The sequence below is a fragment of the Vibrio sp. Vb0598 genome, from assembly GCF_033338935.1.
GTDB classification, from domain to species: domain Bacteria; phylum Pseudomonadota; class Gammaproteobacteria; order Enterobacterales; family Vibrionaceae; genus Vibrio; species Vibrio alginolyticus.
The window spans coordinates 327,442-348,772 of sequence record NZ_JAWOTP010000001.1 but is presented as its reverse complement, the minus strand read 5'-3'; the positions used below and the strand labels follow the sequence as shown (position 1 = coordinate 348,772).

Genomic DNA, 21,331 nt, shown 5'->3' with positions numbered 1-21,331 from the left:
AGCTATATGTCACTAAATGAAGTGCATATTTCAAGTTTGGTAGTACATGTGCTGCCGGAACATTTGGACGAAATCAAACAAAAGATAGAAGCACACGAAAATGCGGAAATCTATGGTGACAGTCCTGAAGGCAAGATTATCGTCGTACTTGAAACTGAGAACCAAGGTTTCATCACAGACACTATCGATGCCATTAACAATTTACCGAACGTCTTAAGCACGGTATTGGTTTATCACCAAATCGAAACTGGGCTTGAAGAAACGGATGAAGAAGACACTGGAACACAACATTCCCAAATCGAGGGTGAAGTATGAAAATGACAAGACGTGCGTTTGTGAAAGCAAACGCGGCTGCATCAGCTGCTGCTGTCGCAGGTGTGACACTACCAGCATCTGCAGCCAACCTGATTGCAAGCTCTGATCAAACCAAAATCACATGGGACAAAGCACCTTGTCGTTTCTGTGGTACAGGCTGTTCTGTTCTTGTTGGCACTCAAAACGGCAAAGTGGTAGCAACACAGGGTGACCCAGAAGCACCAGTAAACAAAGGTCTGAACTGCATCAAAGGTTACTTCCTTTCTAAGATCATGTACGGTCAAGACCGTCTAACTCAACCGATGCTACGAATGAAAGATGGCAAATTCCACAAAGATGGTGAATTTACACCTATCTCTTGGGATGACGCTTTCGACATCATGGCTGAGAAATGGAAAGCTTCCCTCGAGAAAAAAGGCCCAACAAGCGTAGGTATGTTTGGCTCAGGCCAATGGACAGTAATGGAAGGCTACGCTGCGTCAAAGTTAATGAAAGCAGGCTTCCGATCAAACAACATTGATCCAAACGCTCGTCACTGTATGGCTTCTGCCGTTGTAGGTTTCATGCGCGCATTCGGTATCGATGAGCCAATGGGTTGTTACGATGACTTTGAGAACGCAGACGCTTTCGTTCTTTGGGGCTCAAACATGGCAGAGATGCACCCGGTTCTATGGACTCGCATTACTGACCGCCGCCTAAGCCACCCTCACGTTAAAGTGAACGTGCTTTCTACTTACTACCATCGTTCATTTGAGTTGGCAGACCACGGCTACATTTTCAATCCTCAGTCTGACCTTGCAATTGCTAACTTCATCGCAAACTACATCATCGAAAACGATGCAGTAAACTGGGACTTCGTGAACAAACACACGAACTTCACTCAAGCAGACACTGACATCGGCTACGGTCTACGTGACGATGATCCGCTACAAAAAGCAGCGAAGAACCCGAACTCTGGCAAACTCACTTCTATCTCATTCGAAGAGTACAAGAAATCAGTAGCGCCATACACAGTAGAGAAAGCATCTGAAATCTCTGGTGTTGAGAAAGAGAAGCTTATCGAGCTTGCGAAGCAATACGCGGATCCAAACACGAAAGTGATGTCTCTATGGACGATGGGTATGAACCAGCATACTCGTGGTGTATGGATGAATAACTTGGTTTACAACATCCACCTACTAACCGGTAAGATCTCGACTCCGGGGAACAGCCCATTCTCACTAACGGGCCAACCATCAGCATGTGGTACCGCTCGTGAGGTTGGTACGTTTGCTCACCGCCTACCAGCGGACATGGTGGTTGCTAACCCTAAACACCGTAAGATTGCAGAAGACATCTGGAAACTGCCAGAAGGTACGATTCCACCAAAACCTGGCTTCCACGCCGTATTGCAAGACCGTATGCTGAATGACGGCGTTCTGAACTGTTACTGGGTTCAATGTAACAACAACATGCAAGCCGGTCCAAACATCAACACAGAGCGTCTTCCAGGTTACCGCAACCCAGAAAACTTCATCGTTGTGTCTGACCCATACCCGACAGCAACAGCACAAGCAGCAGACCTTATTCTTCCTACCGCAATGTGGATTGAAAAAGAAGGTGCTTACGGTAACGCAGAGCGTCGTACCCAAGCTTGGTACCAACAAGTGGGCACAGTCGGTCAAGCAAAATCCGACCTTTGGCAGCTAATGGAGTTCTCGAAACGCTTCAAAATGGAAGAAGTGTGGCCTGAAGAGCTTCTAGCGAAAGCGCCTCAATACCGTGGTAAAACAATGTACGACGTACTTTACCGCAATGGTAACGTCGACAAATTCCCTATCGAAGAAGCTCGTGAACTGAATGACGATGCTCACCACTTCGGTTTCTATGTTCAAAAAGGTCTGTTTGAGGAATACGCAACATTTGGCCGTGGTCACGGGCATGATTTGGCTCCATACGACCGCTACCACCAAGTACGTGGTCTACGTTGGCCTGTTGTTGATGGTAAAGAAACACAGTGGCGCTTTAAAGAAGGTTCAGACCCATACGCGAAAGAAGGTTCTGGTTGGGACTTCTACGGCAATGCTGACGGCAAAGCGAAGATCATTTCCGCGCCATACGAAGCGCCACCAGAAGTACCGAACGATGAATTTGATATGTGGTTATGTACTGGTCGTGTTCTTGAACATTGGCACACAGGCACCATGACTCGTCGTGTACCTGAATTATACAAAGCAGTACCAGACGCAGTGTGTTACATGCACCCAGAAGACGCAAAAGCACGCAATGTTCGTCGTGGTGAAGAAGTACTCATGGCAAACAAACGCGGTGAAGTACGCGTTCGTGTTGAAACTCGCGGTCGTAACCGTCCGCCAAAAGGCTTGGTATTCGTACCGTTCTTTGATGCACGTATTTTGATTAACAAGCTTATCCTAGATGCGACTGATCCACTGTCTAAACAGACAGACTTTAAGAAGTGCCCAGTCAAAATCACTAAGATTGCTTAACCTTCAGATACTGAATGCTACGGCCGTCATTATGGCGGCCTAATAAAGAATTTAAGCCATAAAGGCGGAGATGAAATGATGAAAAAATTACTTGTCGCAGTTTTATCTGTAGGTGCGTTAGTGACAGGCATTGCGCAAGCTGAGTTGGATAATCCAGGTGGTATTGGAGGTCTAGAATCTTTACGTGGAATGTCTCAATTGGAAGATACGCGTCCAGCAGACGAGTTCAAAGACTTCCCTAAAGATCAAATTGTTGAAGACAGCTATGTTTATCAACCACCGTTGATCCCACACAGCATTCGTCACTACGAAATTTCGTTAAATGCTAACAAGTGTCTTGCATGCCATAGCTGGAAAAATGCAAAAGAGTCAGGTGCGACTAAAATTAGCGTAACGCACTATGTAAACAGAGAAGATGCGGTACTGGCAGATATGTCTCCTCGTCGTTACTTCTGTTTGCAATGTCACGTTCCACAAACGGATGCAAAACCACTAGTGGAAAACGAGTTTAAGGCAGTCGATTCGCTTCAGTAATTGAAACGCGAGTACTAAGAGGTTACTTATGAAAATACTTAAAGCGTTTTGGAAGAGACTGTCGAGCCCGAGTAAAGCTGCCGCTGGTGTGGTTTTATTTCTAGGCTTCGCTGGTGGCCTTCTATTTTGGGGCGCATTCAACACAGGTATGGAAGCAACCAACACAGAAGAATTCTGTTCTGGCTGTCACGCGCCGATCGTTGCTGAAATTCAAGAAACAATTCACTACTCCAACCGATCTGGTGTTCGTGCGATTTGTTCAGACTGTCACGTTCCTCATGAATGGACGGATAAGATCGTTCGTAAAGTACAGGCATCTAAAGAGCTATTTGCACACTTCGTAACGAAGACGATCGATACGCCAGAGAAGTTCCAAGAGCGTCGTGGACACCTCGCAGAGCGAGAGTGGGCACGTATGAAAAAGAATGACTCTCTTGAATGTCGTAACTGTCATGAGTTTGATTTCATGGATTACTCTCAGCAAGGATCACGTGCGGCAGAACAGCACTCCACCGCTCTAGCTTCAGGCGAGAAAACATGTGTAGACTGTCACAAAGGTATTGCGCACAAACTACCCGACATGAGCGGCGTTGAAGGCTGGCACTAAGGAGACTTACCATGAGTACATTAGAATCTGTAATTTGGCATATCCTTGGCTACAGTGCTATGCCAGTGATTATTCTTTCCGGCTTTGTGGCGGTAGCAGCAATCTCTCTCTGGCTGCTGTCATTTGGTAAGGATAAAGAGGTGTAACGTAACGCATCTCTACTCGTCAACTAGCCTATTTGTTGACACTGAGCGCCGAGCAAATGCTCGGCGCTTTTTATTTATTACTCAATGGTACTTGCCAACAATAAACAAGCAATCATACATAAAAAAAGCGACCATAAAGGCCGCTAAGATTTACTGCTATAGGGAGTTGTTTAAGATTCTTTCACTGGCAGAACCTGTTTGACGTATTGTCCTGGCGCTTCATCAATAACCGGATGGTTTTCTGAGCCAATAGGGAAAGGCTCAACTTGCTCTTTAGGGTTGAATTGGAGTAACCACTCGTTCCAGTGTGTCCACCACGATCCCTCTTTGTGTTCCGCGTTATTCAACCACTCATCAGCAGAGTCATCCAAATTATCGTTCAACCAATAACCATACTTATTTCTAGCTGGAGGGTTCACGATGCCCGCAATATGACCAGACTCACCGAGGACAAACGTTTTGTTACCACCCGTGTTCAGCGCACCACGGTAAGTTCCCTGCCATAACGCAATGTGGTCTTCTTTCGTTGACACAAAATAGCTAGGAATTTTGATCTTATTTAGATCAATCCATACTCCACCAATTTTGACGCCTTTATCTTGCACCAGCTTGTTCTCTAAATAGAGCTCGCGAAGCAAGAAATTGTGAGATGCAGCGCTGACGTTGGTGCTATCGCTATTCCAGTACAACAAGTCGAAATCAACCGGACTGTTACCCTTCAAGTAATTGTCGACGTAGTAGTTCCAGTACAAGCTGTTTTCACGCAGTAAACTAAACGTCACGCTTAAGGAACGGCCGTCCATATACCCTTTTGCGTTATTTTGCGCTTCAATTGCACTAACAATGGTGTCATTGATATACGCGCCGACTTCACCTGGTTGAGAGAAGTCGAGCAACGTGGTGAAGAAAGTGGCAGACTTAATGCGCTTCTTCATACGTTTTGCAGCGTAGTAGGCAACCGTGCTTGCTAAAACAGTACCACCGATACAATAACCAGCAGCATTGATTTGCTCTTGTCCTGTTATATCTTCAATTGCAGCGACGGCTTTCACTACGCCTTCTGTCACGTAGTCACCAAACTCTATGTGCGCTTGTGCCTTGCCTGGATTGCGCCAAGACATCATAAATACACTATGCCCCTGCTCTAACAACCATCGAACCATTGAGTTCTTTGCTGTTAAATCAAGGATGTAGTATTTATTGATGAAAGGTGGGACGATGAGCAGCGGCGTCGCATTCACTTTCTCTGTTAGAGGTCGATATTGAATCAACTCAAACAATTCGTTTTGAAAAACCACATTGCCCTGTGTCGTCGCAACGTCATCGCCCACGCGGAATGCATTGTTATTCGTCATACGAATTTTTAAAATGTCTGCGCTCGACTCAACGTCTTCTTTCAACTGCTCTAAGCCTGCCAGTAAGTTTTGACCGTTTTGCTCAAGTGTCAGCTTCAAAAGCTCTGGGTTAGTGGCGATGAAGTTGGAAGGAGAAAGGGCGTTAATGGCTTGGCGAGAGAAAAAAATAATACGTTCTTTCGTCTTTTCATCTAAGCCTTCCAAAGACTCGATGGTGTCCAGATAGGTCTTACTAAATAAAAGGTAGGATTGTTTGATGAAGCTATACATGGCTTCATTTTGCCACGCTTCGTTTGAGAAACGCTTATCCCCTTTTTCAGCTTCGACGATTTGTGCTTGGTTCCCTGCCAATGCAACATTCTGCCAAATTTGCAGCTGCTGTTCCCACCACTGTGCTTGCAGCTTTAAAATCGCAGCAGGCTGATTCGCAGCTTGTTCGAACAGTTTGGCAGTATCCTCAAAGTTCACTTCTTGCATGGCCTTGTTTAAAGGAGAGTTCACGACTGCCTTGTTCACTTCGAAATCATGCCACCACTGATGATTGGTTTCCTGAAGCTTCACAAGATAGTCCGAAAAGAAGTGTTGAAACATAGTCTTACTCCTATATTCGGAAAAAACAACGCCGCCCAAATCTAGGGGCGGCGAGAATCGGACAAATTACGCTGGAGTAACAGTCTTTAGATTTTCCGAAGTCATTTTCTCAACGTCTTCTTTGAACTCTTTTGCAATCGCTTGAAGCTTGTTGCTGTCATCCATCATTTGTTGAGAAAGTTTAGTAAGTACGCTTAGTTGCTGACTGTTGAAAGCAGTCAATGACGTTACGTCTTTGATTTCTGTCGCTGCTTTCATCTGGTTTAGACCCACTTCACTGTATGTGCGAATGGCGTTCAATTGAAGCTCGGTCAACACTTCTACGTTTTTTGTCACTAGCTTGTTGAACTTCAAGTAAGGTTCTAGATTTTTTTCAGTTTGATCGCTAAATGTTTTGAAGAAATCTGTGTACATGGTTTGTCTCCTAGAGAAAGAATTAAAAATGTCCGTTTAAATAATTACTTAACTGTCTTTACAACCACAGCCGTGCCCATGCCGCCGCCCACACAAAGTGAAGCAACGCCATATTGACCATTTTGCTTATGAAGCTCGTGAACCAGCGTGACTAAGATTCGGTTGCCAGAAGCACCAAGCGGGTGTCCTAGCGCGATAGCACCACCGTTAAAGTTCGCTTTGTCTTGAATCGCGTTAACTGGAACTTGGTTTGTTTCCGCCAACTGATGAATCACGCCAAGTGCTTGCGCTGCAAATGCTTCGTTTAACTCGTAAACGTCGATGTCGTGTACACTGAGTTCCGCTTTTGCGAGTGCTTTATTGACCGACTCAACAGGACCTAGGCCCATGATCTTCGGATCAAGACCCGATTGCGCGTAGCTTACGATCTCAGCAAGCGGCGTTAATCCATGCGCTTTAACTGCGCTTTCAGACGCCACGATAATCGCACTCGCGCCATCGTTAATACCTGATGCATTACCCGCAGTCACAGTGCCTTCGCGGTCAAAAGCAGGACGTAGCTTGCTTAAGGCTTCCATTGTCGCGTTCGCTTTTGGGTATTCATCCGTATCAAACATCACGGTTTCACGGCGTTGCTTTACTTCCACTGGCACAATTTCGTCTTGAAATTTGCCAGCTTCGATAGCGGCTACCGCTTTCTGTTGGCTAGACAGCGCGTATTCGTCTTGCTGCTGGCGAGTTAAGCCGATTTGTTTTGCTACGTTTTCTGCCGTCACACCCATGTGATATTGGTTGTAAACATCGGTTAAACCGTCCGCTACGAGCAGATCTTTTAGCTCCAGATTGCCCATTTTGTTGCCATCACGAATGCTGCTTGGTGCGGCAAACGGAATCTGAGACATGACTTCAACACCCGCTGCAACAACGATCTCAGCATCGCCACTACGGATATGGGACACGGCATCCATGACCGTTTTCATGCCACTACCGCAAACCATGTTTACGCCATATGCAGGAACAGATTCAGGAATCCCCGCAAACAGTGCCGCTTGGCGGCCAACACCCATTCCTTGACCTGCACCAACAACGTTGCCAACAATCACTTCGTCAACCTTGTCGCCAGGCAACTTTGCCGCTTCCAACGCGCCTTTAATCGCTACTGCTGCCAGATCGCCAGCAGAAGTATTTTTCAGGCTGCCACCAAAAGCACCAATTGGAGTACGCTTCGCCGCTACGATAAATACTTTTTCCATCATCTTCTCTCCTTAGTGCATGTATAGGCCGCCGTTCACCGACAAAGTCTCTCCGGTGATGTAGGCGCCCGCATCGCTGACCAAGAAGCTCACTGATGCTGCAATTTCCTCTGGTGTCGCAAGACGTTTCATTGGAATTTGGTTCGTAATGGATTCCAGCACTTCTGGCTTCATTTGCTCAACCATTGGCGTACCCGTGTAACCCGGAGCGATAACATTAACTGTCACACCCGAGCGAGCACCTTCGTATGCTAAGGCTTTAGAGAAACCGATCATCCCAGCTTTCGCCGCCGAGTAGTTTGCTTGACCAAACTGCCCTTTAAGACCATTGACTGAAGAGATATTGATGACACGACCACCGCCTTTTTCGCACATTGCAGCGAAGAGGGGTTGCGTAACGTTGAATAAACTATTGAGGTTGGTATTGATGACATCATTCCAAGCTTGCGCAGTCATCTTTTTAAACACGCCATCACGTGTGATTCCTGCGTTGTTGACAACAACATCAATGGTTCCCTCCTCCCCAAGCAATTGCGCCAATTTCTCTGCACACTCTGTCGTGTTTGTTACATCCAACTCAAAAAGGCGAACCTGATCTTTGGTAAACCCTTTGCTGTTGAACCACTCCAGCGCACATTCGTAGTTACCTGTGAAATAAGTAGCGATTACACGGTAACCGTCATTGACTAATTGAGAGGAAATAGCAGAACCAATTCCGCCTTTTGATCCAGTGATCAAAGCGACTTTCTTCATTGAAGACTCCATTCTTAACGGCATTTAAAAAGCAAACTTAATACACTGATGAAATAGTTCACCAACTGACGTGTTTATTTATTCTTTTGACAACCAATCCCGTGCTGCCTTTATTTTAAGTTAACCTAGAAATATTACATTTCAAATAAAAAACTCACCCAATTGCATAAGATTGATTTAGATCTCATTACCCGTGAAATGTTATAAAATGGTTAATTTTACATAAGTCATTGTTTTAAATCACACTTCCACAAAAGCCACACCAACAGAAATAGAAACATAATTATTAAATATCATGAGCTTACATACAGAATGGTAGACGTTACATTATGTCATGATTTAAGATCTGAATTTTAAGCCTATATGATTACAACAAACTTGAGATTAGAATAATAATTCAATTATCGGTAAAAATAATTATCAAACATATCATTTAATTACTGCATTTAATGATAATTTAGTTATCAATTAGATTATTTTAATACAGTGATGATTAATACCGATAAAATATAATAAATTAAACATATTTAATCTAAACATGATATAAGAGCTTGTCTCATACTGGTGCAATACGCACTATTATGACGCATAGATTAAAATATAATTTCATTTTAAATTTATATACTCGAAGAACATCAACTAGCTACTAGTGAAAGTAATCGTTCGCTTTGTAGTAGCATCCTTTTCCACTTTGCACTATCTTTGTGGCTTCTCTTTAATCACTAAATCATCAACAGATATGAATCTTGCATTGCTCAGTATGTTCATCCCTACTTTCTTTTTTGTCTCAATCACGCCTGGTATGTGCATGACTCTCGCCCTAACGTTAGGTATGAGTATCGGTTATCGTCGCACGTTATGGATGATGATAGGAGAACTTCTCGGTGTTGCGCTGGTGTCAGTCTCTGCGGTGTTAGGTATCGCTGCGATTATGCTCAATTATCCTTGGATGTTTATCGCGTTAAAGTTCATTGGTGGCGGTTATTTACTCTATCTTGGTGTTGAAATGTGGCGATCGCGAGGGAAACTTGCGATTAATGTCGACAACTTAGAAACACCAAAGAGTGACAATATCGCACTGATCATGCAAGGCTTCGTTACTGCAATCGCAAACCCAAAAGGCTGGGCATTTATGATTTCTCTTTTACCGCCTTTTATAGACCAAAACGCAGCACTTGCACCGCAACTGATCATACTTGTCTCTATTATTTTACTGTTTGAGTTCATTTGCATGTCTCTGTACGCTACTGGTGGTAAAGGGTTGAAACACGTATTAGGTCAGTCTAAGAATGTACGCCTAATGAACCGTATCGCAGGCACTTTAATGATGGGAGTTGGTGTTTGGTTGCTACTAAGCTAAGGCAAACTGGAAACAATGAAAAATATTCTGAATAAAATCGCTAAAGTCATGGGTGAAGTATTGGACTTTCAAGCCCGAGTTTGGGTTGTGAACGTCTATAGCGGTGAGCATAAAGGCGAGTCTTATGTCGTTAATGAAGATGCTTTCTCTGTACCTCTTCAGTGGATGAAGAAGAAAGACTACCAAGAGTCGATGTTGAATAAAGTCGAAGCAATGAAGCGCTCACAAGTCTTAGAGTTCGATTTGGGACTTGTGAAACATCGCTTGATGCGCGTGAAATAAGCACAAAAAAGCGCCACTCAAGATGAGTGGCGCAAGCACTTTTACCTTAAAAATAATGCTACGGCGCAGCGTCGATCTCAACTGGAAGATAATGTTTCGGCTCCAGTTTCAACCACTCCGGCAGAACAGTACCAATCGAAATCGAAGACCATGTACCCGACAGAACGCCAATAAACATGGCGGTTGAGAAACCAGCCAAAGGCGCTCCTCCCATAATCCATAATGCACCAACAGTGATCAATGTCGTACCAGATGTCACCATGGTGCGTGAAAACGTCGCGATAACAGCTTGATCATTGATGTCTTCTGTTTTCCAACTCTGTTTCGCAATCAACAGCTCACGGATTCGGTCTGCAATGATGATAGAGTCATTCAATGAGTAACCTAAAATTGCTAACACCGCTGCAAAAACGGTTAAGTTGAACTCCATTTGAGTAACTGCAAAAAAACCAAGCACTAAGATCACATCATGGGCCAAAGCAAACAGTGAACCACTGGCCAAACGCCACTCAAAACGGAAACACAAGTAACCGAGAATACTCAACACACAAATCAACAATGCTAAGCCACCTTGTTCAAACAAGTCTTGGCCAACTTGAGCGCCAACTATACTGTTGCTGACAACATCAACTTGGTGAGAGATTGGCTTCAACACCTCTTCTACACTTGGCAACGTTTGTCCATCTTCCGGCGCAGAGTAACGAATCACCCAACGGCCATCTTCACCAGAGCGTGTCACTGACGCAGATTCACCAAGCTTTGGTTGCAGAACGTCAAGCAGATCATGGTTAGTTAGCTGCTTATCTACCTTTACTTCTGTCACCATACCGCCAGTGAAGTCCAAACCTAGGTTCAACCCTTTAAAGCCTAGAGCGACGATCGCGATCACCGTTAAAATGATGGAAACTAGCGTAGTAAAGTAGCGAATTTTACGAATATTTTGTTTTAGCATTTCGACCATGATTAAACCCTCACATCACGACGGGCATCGCGGCCCCAAATTAAATTGATCATTGCTCGAGAGGCAAATACGCCTGTAAACATACTGGTTAACAAACCTAATCCGAGTGTTAAGGCAAAGCCTTGGATTGGGCCATTACCGATGGCGTACAAAATCACGGCGGTGATCATGGTAGTAATGTTGGCATCAAGGATGGTCGAGAATGCGCTGTCAAAGCCAAGATCAATCGCTTGAGCGAAGCTGCGGCCTTCACGCATTTTGTCCTTAATACGTTCAAAGATAATAACGTTGGTGTCTACTGCCATACCGACGGTTAACACTAAACCGGCAATACCCGGAAGCGTTAGAACCGCTCCTGGTAACAAGGCGATTAAGCCAAGCAAACAAAGCATGTTGGCACAAAGCGCCACGTTTGCTACCCAACCTAAGCGGCGGTACCAAAGTGCCATAAAGGTCAGTGTTAGTCCCATACCTAAAGCCAGTGCTGCAAAACCGTTTTCAATGTTTTCTGCCCCCAGAGAAGCACCGATTGTTCGCTCTTCCACAATAGTAACCGGCGCGGTCAGTGACCCCGCGCGAAGCAATAGCGCCAACTGCTGCGCATCGTCCATGCTACCTGCCCCAGTAATACGGAACTGGCTACCAAGCTGAGATTGAATAGTCGCGACGCTGATAACGCGCTCACTACGCTCAGTTACACCGCGATCGTTTGTTTTGTATTCACGGTAAACGGTCGCCATTGGCTTGCCGATGTGAGTTGCTGAGAAGTCACTCATTTTCTTACCACCAGCGTGGTCAAGAGAAATATTGACTTCTGACATGCCCATTTTGTCGACACCAGCACGAGCGTTCACGATGTGCTCGCCCGTTAGAACTGGTCGTTTTGACAAAATCACAGTACGACCATCATTATCTTGAAGAACAAGATCTTGGCTGCTGTGTGCTTGGCTCGCATCTTTCACTTCATAAAACGCCAAGCTTGCTGTTGCACCAATAACGTTTTTCGCTTGAGCAGGATCTTGTACACCAGGGAGTTCAATTCGAATGCTCTCTTTACCTTGGCGTTGCACTAGTGCTTCTGTGATACCAAGTTCTTCAATACGACCACGCATGATCTTCAGGTTTTGTTGAAGAGTCGACGATTGAAATTCTTGGATATTTTGTTCACTCGGTTCAAGCACAAAGCCACGAGATGAACTTTTTGAAATCCAGCCCGGGTAGTTTTGACGCAAGAACTTGTTCACTTCCGACAATGCTTGCTCGCTGTCACTGTTTACCGTAATTCGGTTGCCGCTCTCTGCTCGAACTTGCACACCACGAACACGTTGATCACGTAGGTTCGCTTTGATTTCATCAATCAACGCATCACGTTGTTCTTCAAACGCTTTATTCACATCAACATTCAACAAGAACTGAACGCCACCACGAAGGTCAAGACCGAGCTTTATTGGGCTAAAGCCCATCTCATTTAACCATTCTGGCGCAACCGATACGTATGAGAAAGTGATGCTGTCGTCTTTATTTAGCTCTTTGTTTAACAACGCACGAGCTTTACTTTGCGCATCTTCACCATCGAATACAATGGTTGTTTTGCCGTCTTTTTCGATGATTTTGTCGGCTGAAATATGGTTGGTTTTTAGCAGTTGATTCAGATGAACAACCGACATTTCGCTGTTGTTTTGATCCGCAAACGTCAACTGGATAGAAGGCTGTTCACCAAACCAAGTTGGTATAGCACTTAGGGTTAAAATAATGACTGTCGTGATTAATACGACATATTTCCAAGCTGAGTAGTGATTCATCAGCTTTCTGTTCTTTTGCTGCTTTGGTGTTTTTTTCATGTAAACATCATCCCTTCACAATGAAGTGAAGCTTTTAATAACAAGGCTTAACACACGACAGATGCTCCCAGAATAAATTCAGGGTATGAAATGCTCAGAACGCTCACGTCCTGTCGAATACAATCGTCGTGCTAAGAGTGCACAATGGTGCAAATAGATGGTGTTTAGGCAGAAAACTGACTATTGAGTGCGACGTACATGGCATTGGTCTCTTTCCAACCAGAAATGCGATGATCGCTTGTGAAATGATAAAATGTGGACTGGTTGTGACGCCAGTTAATGTCCATCAAGCTGTATGCGTAACCCGCATCAGCGTAAAACGGAGTAGTGAGATCGCCGACAAAATCTACGTGCTCGTCATCAAGCCCTTCCCGTAAGTAAGACGTCCAGCGCTGAGAGTTAAACAAAGCAACGGAATCGAGACTTGCATGGCCTTCAGATACTGGAGATTGAGAGCTTTCTTCTGAAACTTCAGAAAAATCGACGGAAGAGTTTGGCGATACACTTACGGCTACAAAAGGTTGTAGCTTAGAAAAGTGCGGTACGTGAGCCTTGTGGTCGATTTGCGCAGCAGATACATGCACTGGTAGCAATACCATTGCAAATAGCAGCAAAATCAACTTTCTAAGGTAAATCCAAGGCATAGGAACTCACTAAAAACACAAAGAGCCAAGTTAGGTCACTTGACTCGTTGATAGTATTCCTATTGATTATGGTTCACAACTAAAAAGTTATAAATCTCTGATTTCAGGTTTGCATCGTTATTGCATTTATCAAAACGTCTTTAGAGAACGAGTGTAATTGGTGGTGAGTTATCGATAAAAAATATCGCCCTTATCAACATCTAAGTAGATCTTATTCTCTTGCTCCAAACCGCCACAATAGATGAAGTAAACGTTGCGCTTTTTGAACGTCACAGAACGCACCCAACCCCCGAGCTCCTCAAAATCACTCGGATCACAGGTTTCATCGTCTAACAATTGCTGTGTTTTCTTACGGAAAATATCCAAGTGAACTTTTAAATCATCCGACTTCTGTAGGTATTCATCCAATATCTCTAAGCGCTCTTGCTCTTTAATAACTGGCTCTGCATCCGATAACCCTTCAGCATTCAACCATTCGGCTTTTTCTTCTCCACCCTCTTCATAGACAAGATAGCCGGAGATTCGGTACCACCCATCTACTTTTTCTAACACCGATACTTTTTCTCCCTTATAGAGCGTATCGACAACTAAAGCATTAAGGTTAGGCTTGTTGTAAACATTGACACGACGCTCAATAACGTAGTACTCGGTAACTTCCGGGGGAACGGCTTCTAAATCCAGAATCGGTTTGGATGTTTCTTTTTGCAGTGACGATTGCTCGACTTGTGTAGCCTTTGGTGCTTCAGGTTCATCTTTCTGCATAAAGAAGAAATAGTATCCAGCCCCCGCTCCGCCGAGCAACAGCATGACAATCAATGCGACGAGAATTTTCTTCATGCCCTTTTCCTTTTCATTCTTTATTCTTATCCCACCAGCAGCACGCATGTCGTAGAAATTTGGGTATATACTCAAAAGAGCAGGTCAACTAACGCGAGCAATAATGATCAACAGACTCAATTGGATACTACTATTTCTTCTGTTCCCGATAACGGGGCACGCCAATATTCAATGTAACCCATCGTCGTGGAATGACAATCTTACCCAATTCAATCGTTTAGAGTCCAATTACAATCAGCATGTTGAGGTATTCAATACACTTTTGACCGAACATAAACAGCGTCAGTTATTGTCCGAAACCTTTTCACTGCATGAGCTCGTGCTACTTTGGCGTGCCAAGTCGAACCAAAATGTGTTCAAAGCGCAATTAAAAGCATCGATTCAATACAAAGAAGAGCTCACAACTAAAGCGAATCAGCTGCTTAAATTGAGCACACAATCCCAATGGTCAGCAAATGGGTGGGAGATACTGGCCCAGAAGTGCCGCGAGTCAAACAAAACAGCCAATCAAATAACTGCGGAATGGTATAACACCAACGCTTTGGAACTTGCTGAAGATTACAAGCGCCTCTCTTCACAATATCAAACTCTGTCACAAGTCTATGATAAAGAAGCTCGAGCGCTTCAATACGCTCAAGATGTTTCGAAGTAAAAACAGAGCCAGTTTTGAATAGACGATGTTGGTTTTTCACTCCAATATTGGACGTTATTCGTGCTTTTTATCTTTCCTTAGTCGTGAATGATATCAAATGTAAATAATGGGATTGTTCCCTTTGACAAACTTGACTAAACCATGACCAAGACAATCAATTTATAGAGACATACGTCACATTAATGCTTTACTTATGGACATTTTTTGGTTAGTTTAGCCATTAATAAAATTTAATAAAAAGTCACATTTGGCTGGAGATGATGCTACAAACATGGTTATCAATCGATTAAGTAACAGGGAATGTCCTAATGCTACCAAAGCCAAGTTTTTGTCAGTAGTTAGGCACGTAAAAGAGTTCGGTTCAATCAGTGATTTGGATCTTTGTAAAATCTTCGGAGAAACAATATGGAGTGATGGGAGGGAATACCATTCAGCCGCGTTCTCATTCAAGGTTGATAGATACACAGGTAACTGTGAAATCTCACAATACAAAAACCAATAAGGCTTAAGAATTTATAAAGCGGAGTCAGGAAACGGACCCCGCTTTTTTGATCATGGCAATCGTAAAGTCGTGCTCGGAGTACCCCTCAATCAATCGTGTATTCGGACACAGCAACCGACAATAGCGAAAGACACCTTCTTTATTGTGCGACGCTAACATTTTCATGCTGGGTAGTTTGGATTCATCCAACAAGTTAAACACACAACCTTTCTCTGTCGCTCGGTACATTTTATCAATCATTTCAATGGTATGATTTGGGTTGGTGGATTGATAGTTCAATGATCCGGAAGCAAAAACAAAGTCGCAACGAGGCAATACCAACGTTGAAAAGTCGCCACATATAAACTTACTTTGCGTACGAAAATCTCGTTTTCTGGCTTCAGAGATAAACTGTTTTTGCTGATCAATGCCAATATAGCTTTGAGGAAGCCCCCCCGTAAGTTCGATAAACGCTAACAAGTCTCCGTAGCCGCACCCAATATCTAAAATACTTGAACCGTCTAACGTTAACCCTCGGCACAACGCCTCAAAACGGCTGATCTGACTATACTTATCTGCCCATCCCAGAGTTCGGGCTCTGTCTTTACCAAACTGTCTATATCGCTTTCGATGATAGTGGGCAATCTTAAGTCTATCGAAAAATTTCATCTTTCTTATGCATAAATCGGCAAACTGCCATTTCCTTTCACTTGTCTAATCGCCAGGTGGGTATGAATATCTTTCACATTTTCTAATCGCTGTAACTTTCTAGTAAATGTTTCATAACCAGCGAGATCTTTACTGACCACCTCTAACAGGTAATCATAGGCCCCTGATACGACATGGCATGAGATCACTTCATCCATCTCAACAACGGCATGTTCAAACTCATCAATCGAAGAAGCTTGGTGGTTATTTAAACTCACTTCAACAAATACAGTCATCGCGATGCCTACAGTGTCTCTGGACACAATAGCTCGATAACCACTTATTACACCTTCCTGCTCCAAACGCTTAATGCGTCTTGCACAAGGTGATGCCGATAGCCCTACTTGGTCAGCAAGTTCTGCAGTTGTCAGAGTGGCATCCTTCTGCATTAGGTTGATAAGTTGCCTGTCAATTTTATCCATTTATTCTTCTGTGCCTTTAATCACTAATAATTAACATTTATACGCAATTTATCACCAACATCAAGCCTAATTACGTCAAACTTTGCCTCCCTTTGGCAAGAGTTTTATTCAACAATTAACACATCATTTACAAATGGATATGTCGATAATGATCTTGGGATACGCAGCTATATTAACGACCTTACTGCTTTGGTCTGGTTTCTTTATTTCTTTAAAAGGGGGCGCAATTTCTGCCTTGCAGCCAGCCGATATCGCGTTAGTTCGCTTTCTAATCCCAAGTATAATTTTATTACCATTTGTGATTAAGCATAAACAGTCGCTACGCGTAGTGCCTAAACGCTACCTGGTTGGTGTTGTGGTTGGAAGCGGCCTTCCCTATCTTCTGGTCGTCGGAACGGCTATGCATTTCGCTCCCGTGGCGCACGGCAGTGCATTAGTACCTGGCACTTTGCCATTGTTTGTTTCTGCTATCGCGGTACTTTGTTATCAACAGTCGCTGAGTGCTCACCGCTTAATCGGGCTTTCTACGGTGTTGTTAGGGATTTTCGTATTCCTTCTTTCTAATAGCGGCGCAGAGTACAACTGGTCTCAGTTGCAAGGGCATATCCTGTTTCTAACTGGCAGCATCATGTGGGCTGCTTTCACCATCAGCGCTCGTGTCGCTAATCTTAATGCACACGTCTGTGCAGGATTCGTTGCAATCGCGTCTTTGGCTCTACTCATCATCGCCGTTGGTTTCGGGTGGGTAGACAGTTATTTGGTGGTAACACCGTTCAGCCAGTGGCCATGGAAGGAGTTATTTGGCCACGCGATGCTACAAGGTGTTGGCGCAGGTTTAATCGCTTCTTTCACTTTCATTTATGCAATTAGGATCATCGGTGCCGAAGCCAGCGCAGCTTTTGGTTCATTAACTCCAGTCGTCGCGACACTTCTTGCCGTTCCAATTTTTGGTGAACAACCAGATTCTCTCACTTGGTTAGCGCTGATGTTGGTCACATGCGGCAGTATTGTGGCAAGCCAAATCTTTATGAAAGGTGGAATGAGCCAAACTTATCGCCCACCACTTCACAGATAGCGATGATTTTACAAAAACTTATGCCTTACTATCTTGAATAACAAAATGGCGTTTTGATAGCCTCAGCTTAACTAAAAATTAAAACGCCAATGTGATGCCAGCCACTCATACTAAAGATGAACTGCATAGGTTTCTCAAACCGGGAATGAAACTTTCTACTAATTTCGAATTTGGGCCTAAGGATCAATATACGTATTCCACCACTTATCTTGGGATGAAAGAAAATGCTTATTTGATTCTTGATATACCAATGCGTTTGCTTGAAGAGCAAGTGATGAGAAAACTCCCCAACGCCGATGTCATCGTGCGTGGTGTATCAGATACGGAGTTAGGCCATGTCATTGCGTTTAAGTCCAGCGTGCTGACGACGACCGTTCGACCATCCCCCCTTTTGTTTATCCGCATTCCAGGAACATTTGCAACCAAACCAGTTCGGGAACATGAGCGTTACAAGTTGCAAATGGACTGTAACGTTATTCATGCAGGGAATGTCTACGACGGTAGCCTTATCGATTTCTCTCTAGCAGGTGTTGGTATATCAACCTTGATTGAGCCCGAATTCAACGTGGGTGAGAGTGTTACCATCGAATGCCCGTTAAGCCACTATATCGGAGAAGAAAATCGATGTGTCATTGCCAACATTAAGAAATTGGTGAAGGGATGGGTAGTTGGAATTAAGTTTGCCAGTCCCATTGAGATGACTCACGAACTAAAAACAGAGTTACTGGAGCAATCCTTTCTAACCAGTAACGTCTGAACTTACTGCTCGCTAAAGCGCGTCGCCTCAAAGCTGTTGAGTATTCTGTGAACCGTATAGGTAACAAGCAGCGTCGCAACAATAGCAAACAAAATACTGCTCACGCGATACAGCGCACTGAACATTAAGTCACCATCCGGAGTAAGATATTGGCCGAACAAAATGCCTAATGTGGTTAAACCGCCAAATCCGGCTCCCGAACCGCTAGACTCTTTCACGTGCATATAACTGAACATCATCGCACCAATCCAAAGCAATGGGACGATAAACAATAAGGTATCCGACCAATCGTATAATACAAGTTGTCCGACGATACCAAAGGTCACCCCCATCAAGGTTCCCATTGCTCTTTTTCGCGCATACCCTAAAGCACCGTTCCAATGCATAGGAAACAATAAAAGTAAGGTTGTCGCCTGAGCAGACATAGAGTCACTGAGGTCAAATAGCTGGAATACAAGGAAAGACATTGTAGCGATACTCGCCCCCATAAGGGCTTCATGACGCATTCGATGACTCTGTTTAGGCTGCGACGGTTTCGCTGGTGGCTGACGAGGTTCCGCATCGGGAATCAAAAATGTCACCACATAAGCAACGATCACTGAAATAACATTCGCTTGCAGATTGCTAAATATTAGGTCATTTAAGTCAGTGGTTGGATAACTCGCAAAATGCAGCATGATGCTTAAGCTCAGTACGCTGTTCGCTCCAAATAAGAACAAGCTCCCTTTTGACATACAGGCGAATTTATACAGAAACAACCCGAATGCAATGATTGTCATCATGCCAGGGTGCCCACCAAATAACCCACCAAGAACACCAACTTCTAATCCACACACAACCGCTGAAAAAATCAGTTGTCGTGCGGCATGTAGACTCATGACTGGCACCATTCCAAGTAACAGCATCGGGGTTACAGTAAAGAATACGCCATAGTTCCAACCAAATACTTTACATAAAGTGAAACCAATGGTCGCACCAGTTGCAATGCGCAAACACTGACGGAAGTCGTTTTCCGACATGGGGTGGTCCCATAACTTCATATCGCCTCCTCGTTAATAAATATAATGAAGAAGACTCAAGAATTGGATCTGGCACCTCGCTAACCAGCCAGATAATGCGTTTTCTGGCAACAACTGCACGGTTGCTCGTGCCCCTGCTGGAAATGCGCGCTGCTGAGGTTCATCGATAGCTAAATGTAAACGTAAGCGCTGCGCGTCTCTCACCCAACGGTTTGAGTCAGTTGGTGTTGCTAAGCGACCATCCGCATCGAATTGACCCGAGCTGACCCCGGCATCCACACTCGTAATACGAGCTTCAAATACATCACCAGGCAAGCTATCAAAAGCCACTAACGCACGGCTGTTCTGATTAAAGTGTCGTAAACTCTTTTCACGAAAGTCGGCAATGATATCCACGTCATCGGAGACTAAAGCGACAAGAGGTGTACCAGCTGCCGCATAGGCCCCCGTCTCCAGCTGCAAGTTAGCGACAACGCCATCATGTTCCGCCGAGACTTGAGTGTAAGACAGATTAAGTTCCGCTTGTTTTAGCTGGTTTTGCGCTACGCGGATATTCACATTCGTCGCGCCTAAATCACCGCGGTTTACTTCCAACTCTTTTAAACGAGCACGTGCGGCCAGTAAGTTCGCTTTAGCTGCCGTTGCACTGCTCTGTGCGTCATCGCGCTGCTGTTGCGAAGTACCATTACGGTGAAACAGAGTATTAAGACGTTTTGCTTCGCGAACTTTTTGTTCCGCCACGATTTTGCTCGCTTCAACGTCTGCTTTTGCCGCAGCAATAGAAGCATCAAGTTGTTCGTTGTTTTGAATCACACGCTCAAGGTTAAGTTGAGCCTTTTCTACGGCGAGCTGATAAGGCTGGGGATCAATCTGAAATAGTAGATCGCCTTGGCTTATTTCTTGGTTGTTGGCAACATAAAGATGCGTAATCTGCCCACTCACACGGGGGGCCACTTTAGTTACCACACGCGTTGCCATTGCCTGAGGCGTCAACGGCATGGCGAGATCTGCAACTAGAAAATAGGCAAAGACAAGGACAAACGCGACGCAAGAATATTTGATCCAACGTGCGAATTTTTGATCTGGAGTCATAGGCGTTTACTTCTCTTTTTATTCGGTTTTCTGACTTATTCGCTAAGTGAATCAAGCGCATTGTGAGCAATCTGATCAAGAATCAATGAAAGCTGCTGAAGTTCCTGGTCGTTGATGTCCGTTAGGAGCTTGCTTCGAACTTGAAGAATTCGAGCCTCCATTTGCTTTAGTAGGGTTTTCCCCTCTTCTGTGAGGCTAACAATACGTGCTCGCTTATCGTGTTCACAGCAATGGCGAACGATCAGAGATTGCTCTTCTAATAATTTTAATGTTCGCATCAACGACGCTAACTCGATCTCAAGCGCTTCAGCCAAATGCTTCTGACTGATGTTGTCACCCATTCGATAAAGCTTCCATAACGCAGTCCAACGCGGATACGTTAGGTTTAAAGGCTCTAACTCGCGATCTGCAACCATTTTCCACAAACGAGCAACACGAGATAATTTTTCAGCCAGAGAAAGGTCTCGCAAACTGTTGATGTCTTGAATCATAAGATCTACTCAATTACTTAGCGTGCTAAGTAATATAAAATAGTTAGCACGCTAAGTAAATATCTTTTTGTGATTGAAATCACGTTGGGTGTGTCAGTGAAGGAGCAGAAATCTAAGTAACACAACACTATGTTTGAACTTGAAATGCAGCGATGTACACAACAAACGTCGAGACCAATAAAGTCTGATTTGTATAAGAGTAAAAGGGTCAGATACAAAAAAGCACAACCCACAGTCATGGTGTTGTGCTTTTCA

At 44.2% G+C, this 21,331-nt stretch carries 23 protein-coding genes; 10 read left to right on the top strand and 13 right to left on the bottom strand.

All coding sequences use genetic code 11. From position 1 onward, the window contains the following. Positions 1–6: 6 nt before the first annotated feature. The 5 genes from R7Q38_RS01660 to R7Q38_RS01640 all read left to right on the top strand — a co-directional run bounded on the left by R7Q38_RS01660 (position 7) and on the right by R7Q38_RS01640 (position 4,088). Entirely contained in the window at positions 7–315 is a 309-nt protein-coding gene (locus tag R7Q38_RS01660; protein WP_005373535.1) for a chaperone NapD, read from the top strand. Further along, positions 312–2,801 carry a periplasmic nitrate reductase subunit alpha gene (napA, locus tag R7Q38_RS01655; protein WP_005389060.1) on the top strand — a complete coding sequence of 830 codons (2,490 nt, stop codon included), beginning with the start codon at positions 312–314 and terminating at the stop codon, positions 2,799–2,801. Before R7Q38_RS01660 ends, napA begins: the two co-directional genes overlap by 4 nt. Positions 2,802–2,879: 78 nt before the next feature. Beyond that, positions 2,880–3,335 (top strand): nitrate reductase cytochrome c-type subunit, encoded by a 456-nt coding sequence (locus tag R7Q38_RS01650; RefSeq protein WP_005389061.1) that lies wholly within the window; start codon positions 2,880–2,882, stop codon positions 3,333–3,335. 28 nt (positions 3,336–3,363) lie between these two features. Continuing rightward, a complete protein-coding gene (locus R7Q38_RS01645; RefSeq protein WP_005373542.1) occupies positions 3,364–3,942 on the top strand; it encodes a NapC/NirT family cytochrome c in 579 nt (192 codons plus the stop codon). Positions 3,943–3,953: 11 nt separating this feature from the next. Then, entirely contained in the window at positions 3,954–4,088 is a 135-nt protein-coding gene (locus R7Q38_RS01640; protein ID WP_005373546.1) for a TIGR02808 family protein, read from the top strand. A 170-nt stretch (positions 4,089–4,258) separates the two neighbouring features. Here R7Q38_RS01640 and phaC read toward each other — a convergent pair whose 3' ends face one another. The 4 genes from phaC to R7Q38_RS01620 form a co-directional block, all read right to left on the bottom strand. Next, positions 4,259–6,034 carry a class I poly(R)-hydroxyalkanoic acid synthase gene (gene phaC / locus R7Q38_RS01635; protein WP_054574707.1) on the bottom strand — a complete coding sequence of 592 codons (1,776 nt, stop codon included), beginning with the start codon at positions 6,032–6,034 and terminating at the stop codon, positions 4,259–4,261. A 66-nt stretch (positions 6,035–6,100) separates the two neighbouring features. Then, entirely contained in the window at positions 6,101–6,448 is a 348-nt protein-coding gene (locus tag R7Q38_RS01630; protein ID WP_005373550.1) for a phasin family protein, read from the bottom strand. A gap of 44 nt (positions 6,449–6,492) precedes the next feature. After that, a complete protein-coding gene (locus R7Q38_RS01625) occupies positions 6,493–7,701 on the bottom strand; it encodes an acetyl-CoA C-acetyltransferase (protein ID WP_170897050.1) in 1,209 nt (402 codons plus the stop codon). A 12-nt stretch (positions 7,702–7,713) separates the two neighbouring features. Beyond that, positions 7,714–8,454, bottom strand: coding sequence for an SDR family oxidoreductase (locus R7Q38_RS01620; protein ID WP_005373555.1), 741 nt, complete (start codon positions 8,452–8,454; stop codon positions 7,714–7,716). A 739-nt stretch (positions 8,455–9,193) separates the two neighbouring features. Here R7Q38_RS01620 and R7Q38_RS01615 point away from each other — a divergent pair. Further along, on the top strand, positions 9,194–9,814 hold the full coding sequence (locus R7Q38_RS01615) for a LysE family translocator (protein ID WP_021035942.1): 621 nt from the start codon (positions 9,194–9,196) through the stop codon (positions 9,812–9,814). A 15-nt stretch (positions 9,815–9,829) separates the two neighbouring features. Beyond that, positions 9,830–10,096, top strand: a complete 267-nt coding sequence (locus R7Q38_RS01610; protein WP_318113982.1) for a hypothetical protein — start codon at positions 9,830–9,832, stop codon at positions 10,094–10,096. Between the two features lie 58 nt (positions 10,097–10,154). Here the strand turns inward: R7Q38_RS01610 and secF are convergent, their stop codons facing one another. From secF to R7Q38_RS01590, 4 genes are all read right to left on the bottom strand, one after another. Further along, a complete protein-coding gene (gene secF, locus R7Q38_RS01605) occupies positions 10,155–11,057 on the bottom strand; it encodes a protein translocase subunit SecF (protein ID WP_054577769.1) in 903 nt (300 codons plus the stop codon). 2 nt (positions 11,058–11,059) lie between these two features. Next, positions 11,060–12,898: a protein translocase subunit SecD gene (gene secD, locus R7Q38_RS01600; RefSeq protein ID WP_053349261.1), complete on the bottom strand. Its 1,839-nt coding sequence runs from the start codon at positions 12,896–12,898 to the stop codon at positions 11,060–11,062. 164 nt (positions 12,899–13,062) lie between these two features. Next, complete coding sequence (locus tag R7Q38_RS01595) at positions 13,063–13,542, bottom strand: hypothetical protein (protein ID WP_005373572.1); 480 nt, start codon at positions 13,540–13,542, stop codon at positions 13,063–13,065. A 168-nt stretch (positions 13,543–13,710) separates the two neighbouring features. Beyond that, positions 13,711–14,379, bottom strand: a complete 669-nt coding sequence (locus R7Q38_RS01590) for an SH3 domain-containing protein (RefSeq protein WP_213901431.1) — start codon at positions 14,377–14,379, stop codon at positions 13,711–13,713. A gap of 103 nt (positions 14,380–14,482) precedes the next feature. On the opposite strand from R7Q38_RS01590, the gene R7Q38_RS01585 reads away from it, so the two are divergent. Continuing rightward, positions 14,483–15,031 (top strand): hypothetical protein, encoded by a 549-nt coding sequence (locus tag R7Q38_RS01585; protein WP_017635183.1) that lies wholly within the window; start codon positions 14,483–14,485, stop codon positions 15,029–15,031. A gap of 526 nt (positions 15,032–15,557) precedes the next feature. Here R7Q38_RS01585 and R7Q38_RS01575 read toward each other — a convergent pair. Together R7Q38_RS01575 and R7Q38_RS01570 are read right to left on the bottom strand one after the other, a co-directional pair. Beyond that, a complete protein-coding gene (locus R7Q38_RS01575; protein ID WP_017635182.1) occupies positions 15,558–16,181 on the bottom strand; it encodes a class I SAM-dependent methyltransferase in 624 nt (207 codons plus the stop codon). A gap of 5 nt (positions 16,182–16,186) precedes the next feature. After that, positions 16,187–16,642 carry an Lrp/AsnC family transcriptional regulator gene (locus tag R7Q38_RS01570; protein ID WP_005373581.1) on the bottom strand — a complete coding sequence of 152 codons (456 nt, stop codon included), beginning with the start codon at positions 16,640–16,642 and terminating at the stop codon, positions 16,187–16,189. A gap of 148 nt (positions 16,643–16,790) precedes the next feature. Between R7Q38_RS01570 and R7Q38_RS01565 the strand changes: the two genes are divergently transcribed. Beyond that, positions 16,791–17,717, top strand: a complete 927-nt coding sequence (locus tag R7Q38_RS01565; protein WP_064354860.1) for a DMT family transporter — start codon at positions 16,791–16,793, stop codon at positions 17,715–17,717. Positions 17,718–17,811: 94 nt separating this feature from the next. Beyond that, complete coding sequence (locus tag R7Q38_RS01560; protein ID WP_017635180.1) at positions 17,812–18,474, top strand: flagellar brake protein; 663 nt, start codon at positions 17,812–17,814, stop codon at positions 18,472–18,474. 2 nt (positions 18,475–18,476) lie between these two features. On the opposite strand, the gene R7Q38_RS01555 is transcribed toward R7Q38_RS01560, so the two are convergent. Genes R7Q38_RS01555 through slyA form a run of 3 tightly spaced genes read right to left on the bottom strand, consistent with a single transcriptional unit; the run spans position 18,477 to position 21,076 of the window. Then, positions 18,477–19,514, bottom strand: coding sequence for a DUF2955 domain-containing protein (locus R7Q38_RS01555; RefSeq protein WP_017635179.1), 1,038 nt, complete (start codon positions 19,512–19,514; stop codon positions 18,477–18,479). A gap of 12 nt (positions 19,515–19,526) precedes the next feature. Further along, entirely contained in the window at positions 19,527–20,585 is a 1,059-nt protein-coding gene (locus tag R7Q38_RS01550) for an HlyD family secretion protein (RefSeq protein WP_005373588.1), read from the bottom strand. A 35-nt stretch (positions 20,586–20,620) separates the two neighbouring features. Then, the gene (slyA, locus tag R7Q38_RS01545) at positions 20,621–21,076 is read right to left on the bottom strand and encodes a transcriptional regulator SlyA (RefSeq protein WP_017635177.1); all 456 of its coding nucleotides are present in this window, start codon (positions 21,074–21,076) and stop codon (positions 20,621–20,623) included. Positions 21,077–21,331 lie beyond the last annotated feature (255 nt).

Excerpts from the sequence above, each read along its gene's own strand:
- R7Q38_RS01660 (WP_005373535.1), top strand. The coding sequence starts at position 7 with ATGTCACTAAATGAAGTGCATATTTCAAGTTTGGTAGTACATGTGCTG.
- napA (WP_005389060.1), top strand. The coding sequence starts at position 312 with ATGAAAATGACAAGACGTGCGTTTGTGAAAGCAAACGCGGCTGCATCA.
- R7Q38_RS01650 (WP_005389061.1), top strand. The coding sequence starts at position 2,880 with ATGAAAAAATTACTTGTCGCAGTTTTATCTGTAGGTGCGTTAGTGACA.
- R7Q38_RS01645 (WP_005373542.1), top strand. The coding sequence starts at position 3,364 with ATGAAAATACTTAAAGCGTTTTGGAAGAGACTGTCGAGCCCGAGTAAA.
- R7Q38_RS01640 (WP_005373546.1), top strand. The coding sequence starts at position 3,954 with ATGAGTACATTAGAATCTGTAATTTGGCATATCCTTGGCTACAGTGCT.
- phaC (WP_054574707.1), bottom strand. The coding sequence starts at position 6,034 with ATGTTTCAACACTTCTTTTCGGACTATCTTGTGAAGCTTCAGGAAACC.
- R7Q38_RS01630 (WP_005373550.1), bottom strand. The coding sequence starts at position 6,448 with ATGTACACAGATTTCTTCAAAACATTTAGCGATCAAACTGAAAAAAAT.
- R7Q38_RS01625 (WP_170897050.1), bottom strand. The coding sequence starts at position 7,701 with ATGGAAAAAGTATTTATCGTAGCGGCGAAGCGTACTCCAATTGGTGCT.
- R7Q38_RS01620 (WP_005373555.1), bottom strand. The coding sequence starts at position 8,454 with ATGAAGAAAGTCGCTTTGATCACTGGATCAAAAGGCGGAATTGGTTCT.
- R7Q38_RS01615 (WP_021035942.1), top strand. The coding sequence starts at position 9,194 with ATGAATCTTGCATTGCTCAGTATGTTCATCCCTACTTTCTTTTTTGTC.
- R7Q38_RS01610 (WP_318113982.1), top strand. The coding sequence starts at position 9,830 with ATGAAAAATATTCTGAATAAAATCGCTAAAGTCATGGGTGAAGTATTG.
- secF (WP_054577769.1), bottom strand. The coding sequence starts at position 11,057 with ATGGTCGAAATGCTAAAACAAAATATTCGTAAAATTCGCTACTTTACT.
- secD (WP_053349261.1), bottom strand. The coding sequence starts at position 12,898 with ATGAAAAAAACACCAAAGCAGCAAAAGAACAGAAAGCTGATGAATCAC.
- R7Q38_RS01595 (WP_005373572.1), bottom strand. The coding sequence starts at position 13,542 with ATGCCTTGGATTTACCTTAGAAAGTTGATTTTGCTGCTATTTGCAATG.
- R7Q38_RS01590 (WP_213901431.1), bottom strand. The coding sequence starts at position 14,379 with ATGAAGAAAATTCTCGTCGCATTGATTGTCATGCTGTTGCTCGGCGGA.
- R7Q38_RS01585 (WP_017635183.1), top strand. The coding sequence starts at position 14,483 with ATGATCAACAGACTCAATTGGATACTACTATTTCTTCTGTTCCCGATA.
- R7Q38_RS01575 (WP_017635182.1), bottom strand. The coding sequence starts at position 16,181 with ATGAAATTTTTCGATAGACTTAAGATTGCCCACTATCATCGAAAGCGA.
- R7Q38_RS01570 (WP_005373581.1), bottom strand. The coding sequence starts at position 16,642 with ATGGATAAAATTGACAGGCAACTTATCAACCTAATGCAGAAGGATGCC.
- R7Q38_RS01565 (WP_064354860.1), top strand. The coding sequence starts at position 16,791 with ATGATCTTGGGATACGCAGCTATATTAACGACCTTACTGCTTTGGTCT.
- R7Q38_RS01560 (WP_017635180.1), top strand. The coding sequence starts at position 17,812 with ATGCCAGCCACTCATACTAAAGATGAACTGCATAGGTTTCTCAAACCG.
- R7Q38_RS01555 (WP_017635179.1), bottom strand. The coding sequence starts at position 19,514 with ATGAAGTTATGGGACCACCCCATGTCGGAAAACGACTTCCGTCAGTGT.
- R7Q38_RS01550 (WP_005373588.1), bottom strand. The coding sequence starts at position 20,585 with ATGACTCCAGATCAAAAATTCGCACGTTGGATCAAATATTCTTGCGTC.
- slyA (WP_017635177.1), bottom strand. The coding sequence starts at position 21,076 with ATGATTCAAGACATCAACAGTTTGCGAGACCTTTCTCTGGCTGAAAAA.